The 5,969-nt window shown below is 75.3% G+C and carries 5 protein-coding genes; 3 read left to right on the forward strand and 2 right to left on the reverse strand.

The genetic code is table 11. The features are described from left to right. Positions 1–322 precede the first annotated feature (322 nt). Together F9B16_RS48755 and F9B16_RS48760 are read right to left on the reverse strand one after the other, a co-directional pair. Positions 323–997 (reverse strand): response regulator transcription factor, encoded by a 675-nt coding sequence (locus tag F9B16_RS48755; RefSeq protein WP_151547073.1) that lies wholly within the window; start codon positions 995–997, stop codon positions 323–325. Continuing rightward, on the reverse strand, positions 988–2,799 hold the full coding sequence (locus F9B16_RS48760; RefSeq protein ID WP_192809377.1) for a histidine kinase: 1,812 nt from the start codon (positions 2,797–2,799) through the stop codon (positions 988–990). The genes F9B16_RS48755 and F9B16_RS48760 overlap by 10 nt, the downstream gene beginning before the upstream one ends. Positions 2,800–3,114: 315 nt before the next feature. Between F9B16_RS48760 and F9B16_RS48765 the strand changes: the two genes are divergently transcribed. The 3 genes from F9B16_RS48765 to F9B16_RS48775 all read left to right on the forward strand — a co-directional run. Then, positions 3,115–4,197: a LacI family DNA-binding transcriptional regulator gene (locus tag F9B16_RS48765; protein ID WP_225992643.1), complete on the forward strand. Its 1,083-nt coding sequence runs from the start codon at positions 3,115–3,117 to the stop codon at positions 4,195–4,197. 88 nt (positions 4,198–4,285) lie between these two features. Continuing rightward, entirely contained in the window at positions 4,286–5,437 is a 1,152-nt protein-coding gene (locus tag F9B16_RS48770) for a mandelate racemase/muconate lactonizing enzyme family protein (RefSeq protein ID WP_151547075.1), read from the forward strand. Continuing rightward, positions 5,434–5,969 (forward strand): zinc-dependent alcohol dehydrogenase (locus tag F9B16_RS48775; RefSeq protein ID WP_151547076.1); only part of this gene is annotated, 536 nt, incomplete at its 3' end. The genes F9B16_RS48770 and F9B16_RS48775, both read left to right, overlap by 4 nt.

The following is a 5,969-nucleotide window of genomic DNA, read 5'->3' on the forward strand; positions in this document are numbered from 1 at the left end:
ATGACGGCGCCCGCACGCGCACCGAGCTCAAATGCCGTCCCTTCCTCGTCCGGGGGCCCGGGGGCCGCGCACTCGGCGAGCCGGCGGCCGCGGGACCCGGGAAACCACCGGGCGGGCCTCGGGTTTCCCCGGATGCGCCCGGGGCGCGGCGGCGGGAGGATGGGACGCCGGACGGCCACGGGCACGGCCCGCGGTGCGCCCGGTGGCGTGCGGGGGCCACCACCGGCGTCACGTTCCGCGACCGGACTCGTACGCTGAATTCTCTCCGCCGCGCCGCCGTGCGCGAAAGCCCGTTACCCGATCGATGCGCGGGACGGGCGGATCAGCGCGTCTCGGCGGCGCGCAGCCAGGTGAGCACCGCCAGCACCCGCTTGTTGCTGTCCTGCGGCCCCGGCGGGCCGCCCGACGAGGTGATCTTGAGCTTGGTGAAGATGGCCCGGACGTGGTCCTCCACGGTGCGGGCGGACAGGTGCAGCCGCTTGCCGATCCCCGCGTTGGAGTGCCCCTCCGCCATCAGGCCGAGCACCTCCCGCTCGCGGCCGGACAGCCGGGACAGCTCGCGCTCCCGGTGCCGGGCCTCGACCAGCCGGCTCACCACCTCCGGGTCGATGACGACCTCGCCGCGCATCACCCGCTCCAGCGCGCCGCGCAGGTTGTCGACGTCGGTGACGTGGTCCTTCAGCAGGTAGCCGACGCGCCGCGGCTGGTCGCGGAACAGCTCCATCGCCTGCGGCGTCTCGTTGAAGGCCGACAGCACCAGCACCCCGATCCCGGGGTGGCGCCGCATCAGCTCGCGCGCCGCGACCACGCCCTCGTTGGTGTGGGTCGGCGGCATGTGCAGGTCGACGATCGCGACGTCCGGCGGGTCCTCGGCGACGCGGGCGAGCAGCTCCTCGCCCGACCCCGCCGACACCGTCACCTCGATGCCGACCGTGGTGAGCAGGGTGACCAGGGCCTGCCGGAAGATCCCGCTGTCCTCCGCCACGGCTACTCGCATGGCAGGACCATCCTTACCGTCGTGCCCCGGGCGGGCTCGCCGTCGATTTCCACGTGCCCGCGCAGCGCCCTGATCCGCCCGGCCAGCCCGCCCGGGACCGCGCCGGGCTCCCCGTCCGGCCGTTCCCCGTCGTCGCTGACCTCGGCCACCAGGAGGTGGCCGTCCGGGCGCACCCGGACGGTCACGCGGGTCGCCCGCGCGCGCTCGACAGCGTACGACAAAGCCTCGCAAAGCACGGAGTAAAGCGTGGACTCGATTTCGCGGGAGTAGCGCTCGGCGGTCACGTCGAGCAGCACCCGCGTGCCGAGCCGCTCGGCGACGACCTCCAGCGCCGGGCCGAGGCCGTCCTGGACGAGCAGTGCGGGCTGCACCTCGCGGGCGAGCGCGCGCAGCTCGGCGAGCGCCGCCATCAGCTCGGCGCGGCAGGTGCGCGCATGCTCCTTGACGGCCGGGTCCTCGGCGAGGGCCTCCAGGGTGCCGAGCATCGCGCCGAGCGCCAGCAGCCGCTGCTGCGCGCCATCGTGCAGGTCGCGGGCGAGGCGCTCGCGTTCCACGGTCTCGGCGCGCACCAGCCGCTCGTACGCCGACCGCACCTGCTCCAGGCCGGCCTGGACGTTGGACTGCAGCCGCGCCGTCTCCAGCGCCCGGCCGCCGGCCTCCAGCGCCGCCTCGACCAGCGACCCGTGGTCGCGCAGCGCCGCGCCGAGCTCCACGATCGCGAGGGGTTCGCCGGCGGCGGTCTCGACCCGGCGGCGCCACCGCCCCGCGTCCCCCTCCGCCGGGTCGCCGGCGTCCCGGCCCGCCGGCAGCGCGTCATCGAGGTCCATGGCGACGGGACGTCCGGAGATGTCGACGTAGACCTGCTCGGCGGGCGCCCAGAACCACAGCTGCAGGGACGGGTCCTGCAGGACGTCGCGCAGGGCGTCGCGGATCCGCTCCACCGACACCGGGGCGGTCAGCCGCAGCATCCGCCCGGCCACGGCCAGCTCCGCGAGCCGGACCCGCAGCCCGGACGCCAGCAGCGCGAGCGGGATGAGGGCGGACACCGCGCCCTGGATCGCGTACACCCGCAGCAGCGCGTCCAGCGAGATGGACTCCTCCATGATCGGCCGCTGCGTCAGCGCCGCGGAGAGCCCGACGAAGGCCAGGGCCAGGGTGACCGGGAGCGCGACCACGCGCCGCATCCGGCTCATCTTCGGCAGCCGCAGCAGCAGGACGACGGCGAAGGAGACGGCGAGCACCAGGTACAGCGCGGCGGAGACCTCCAGGACGACGCGGAACGCCGCGTGGTCGGGGAACGGCGCCGGCCACCACACGTGCCGCCCGCGGAAAGCGGCCCACTGCGGGCGCGAGGTGACCCACAGCGCGGTCGGGCAGCCCCACAGGACCGCGCAGGCGAACACCGTCCAGATCCGGTCGGCGCGGTACTCCAGCCGCCCGGCCGGGTACAGCAGGACGCCCACCGCGAGGGTGAGGTAGAAGTCGGCCTGGGCGTACGGGGACAGCAGCGGCCCGGGCCCGGCGTTCCAGCTCGCCAGCCAGTTCACCGCCCAGAACAGGGACGCGGCGAGGAACAGCAGGCCCGTCCGCCGGGTGCGGGCGCCCGTCGCCAGCAGCGCGCCGACGATCGCGATCCCGCCGGTGCTGACGAGGGAGAGCGCCGCGGCGGCGGCGTGGTCGCGCCAGTACGGCCATCCCGCGGCGAAGGCGAGCGCGGCCACCGCGAGGCCGGCGGCGAGGGCGCGCCTCGTCTCCGCGCCGAACCACGGTGGCGACCTGCGCCTCCGCGGGGCGGATATCACCACGACCATCCTTTCCATGCTCGGGCCCCGGGACCGTCTCCCGGTACCGGGATCCCACGGGCGGGCACACCGTGCTTTCCCGGACGCACCGGAAGTGTCCCGGCTCCGGCCCGCCGGGGAGAGCGCCGTTACCGGATCGCGATGCGCGCCCGGCCGCCCGGCCACGTGCCGCTCGGTCAGCGCTGAGTCGTGCGTCATCGGGCTGCCGGCCGTCCGGAGAGATGTTTGCGCTACCACGATTGTTTCCTGGGTATTGACATCGCTTTGCGTTACCGCAAACATTCAGGGCACCCGACCGATGTGGAGCAGATCACAGTGACCACCGCAGCGCCGCCTCCCCCGCCCGGCACCGGCCCGTCCGGGCCGGGCGGGGGGCGGTCGCGCGCGGCGGTCATGGACGACGTCGCGGCGCTCGCGGGCGTGTCGGCGATGACGGTGTCGCGGGTGCTGAACGACCCCGGCAAGGTCGCGCCGCGGACCCGCGAGCGGGTGCTCGCCGCGATGCGCGAGCTGGACTACCGGCCGAACTCGGCGGCGCGCGTCCTCGCGACCGGCCGGTCCGGGGTGCTCGGCGTGGTCAGCTTCGACACGACGCTGTACGGGCCCGCCTCGACCCTGTACGGGATCGAGCGGGCCGCGCGCACCGCCGACTACATGATCAACATCGCCAGCCTCGGCTCGCTCACCCGGCGCTCCATCGAGGACGGCGTGCAGCGGCTGCGCGCCCAGTCGGTGGACGGGATCGTCATCATCGCGCCGCACCAGTCGGCGGCCGAGGGGCTGCGGCGGCTCCCGCCGGACATGCCGGTGGTGGCGGTCGGCGCGGGCGACGACCTGCCGGTGCCGGTCGCGGCGGTGGACCACCGCGCGGGCGCGGTGCGGGCCGTCCGGCACCTGCTGAGCCTCGGCCACGAGACCGTGTGGCACATGGCGGGCCCCGCGGACTGGATCGACGCGAGCGCCCGCGTGGACGGCTGGCGCTCGGTGCTGGCGGAGGAGGGCCGGGAGGTCCCCGAGCCGCTGGCCGGCGACTGGAGCGCCCGGTCGGGGTACGAGCTCGGCCGGCGGCTGGCCGCCGACCCGGCGGTGACCGCGGTGTTCGCCGCCAACGACCCCATGGCCCTCGGCCTGCTGCGCGCGCTGCGCGAGGCGGGCCGCCGCGTCCCGGAGGAGGTGAGCGTGGTGGGCTTCGACGACGTTCCGGAGGCGCCCTACTTCGCGCCGCCGCTGACCAGCGTCCGGCAGCCGTTCGGCGAGGTCGGGCGGCACGCGTTCCAGCTGCTGCTGGAACGCGTCGACGACCCCGCGGGCGAGGGCGCCGGCCCGCCGGCGCGCCGCACCGTGGAACCCGAGCTGGTGGTGAGGGAGAGCACGGCCGTGCGGCCCGGCGGCCGCTGACCCCGGGCGCGGGAGGGACCGGTTCCGCGGGCGCAGAATGTTAGCGCTAACACAAGCTAGTGCCAGGTTGATTGAGAGGGGCGGCACGTTGCGCATCACCGAGATCGGCACCCATGTCCTGGGCACGCCCTGGCGGAACCTCACGTTCGTGACCGTCCGCACCGACGAGGGGCTCACCGGCGTCGGCGAGGCCCGGATGCTCGGCCACACCGACGCGCTGGTCGGCTACCTCGCCGAGGCGGAGCGCCGGCACATCGCGGGCAGCGACCCGTTCGACATCGAGGACCTCGTCCACCGGATGAAGTACGGCGACTTCGGCCGCGCGGGCGAGATCGTCATGTCGGGCATCGCGTGCGTCGAGATGGCGTGCTGGGACATCGTCGGCAAGGCGCTCGGCCAGCCGGTGTGGCGGCTGCTCGGCGGCAAGGTGCGCGACCGCGTGAAGGCGTACGCGAACGGCTGGTACACCGTCGACCGGACGCCCGAGGACTTCCACGCGGCGGCCAAGGGCGTCGTCGAGCGCGGCTACCGGGCGCTCAAGCTCGACCCGTTCGGCGCGGGGCGGATGGAACTGGACCACGCGGAGACGGTGCTGGCCATCGACCTGGTCGAGGCGGTGCGGGACGCGGTCGGCCCCGACGTCGAGCTGCTCGTCGAGATGCACGGCCGCTTCTCCCCCGCCACCGCGATCCGGCTCGCCGGCCTGCTCGCCCCGTTCGACCCGGCGTGGCTGGAGGAGCCCGTCCCGCCGGAAAACCTCAAGGCGCTCGCCAAGGTCTCCGCGCACACCGGGCTGCCGATCGCGACGGGCGAGCGCGTCCACGACCGCATCGAGTTCCGCGAGCTGCTGGAGCTGCAGGCGGCCGACGTCCTGCAGCCCGACGTCGGGCACAGCGGCGGCATCGCCGAGGTCCGCAAGCTCGCCGCGACCGCCGAGACCTACTACGTGCAGGTCGCGCCGCACAACGTCGGCGGGCCGGTGCTGACCGCCGCGAGCCTCCAGCTCGGCGTCTGCACCCCCAACTTCAAGATCCTGGAGCACTTCAACGACTTCGCCGACGCCGCCGTCAAGGACGTCGCGAAGGGCGCCCCGCAGGTCGTCGACGGGTACTTCGCCCTGCCGGAGGCGCCCGGCCTCGGCGTGGAACTGGACCTCGACGCGGTCGCCGCCTTCCCCCAGCAGCACGCCGACTTCGACCTGTACGCCGACGGCTGGCACTTCCGCGGGACGCGCCGTTGAGCCGCGCGGTGCTCGTGGAGGCGCCGGGCCGCTGGCGGATCGAGGCCGGCGACCCGCCGGAGCCGGGCCGCGGCGAGGCCCGGGTCCGGGTCGCCGCCGCCGGGCTGTGCGGCAGCGACCGCGAGCTGTTCGACGGCGCGCGCCCCGAGGGTTTCGCCGGCTATCCGGTCGTCCCCGGGCACGAGTGGTCCGGCACGGTCGACGCGGTCGGCCCCGACACCGACCCGTCGCTGGTCGGCGCGCCCGTCGTCGGCGAGGGGTTCCGCGGCTGCATGGCGTGCGGACGCTGCCGGGAGGGCGCCCCGAACCTGTGCGCGAGCCGCTACGACGAGACGGGCTTCACCCGGCCCGGCGCGTTCGCCGACCACCTGCTGGTCCCCGCGCGGCTGCTGCACGTGCTGCCGCCCGGCGCCGACCTGCGCGCGGCGGCACTGCTGGAGCCGGCCGCGGTCATCGCCGGGGCCGTCCGGCACGCGGCGCCGCGTCCCGGCGAGACCGTCGCGGTCGTCGGCGCCGGCACGCTCGGGATGCT

This window comes from Actinomadura montaniterrae (assembly GCF_008923365.1).
Classification (GTDB): Bacteria; Actinomycetota; Actinomycetes; order Streptosporangiales; family Streptosporangiaceae; genus Spirillospora; species Spirillospora montaniterrae.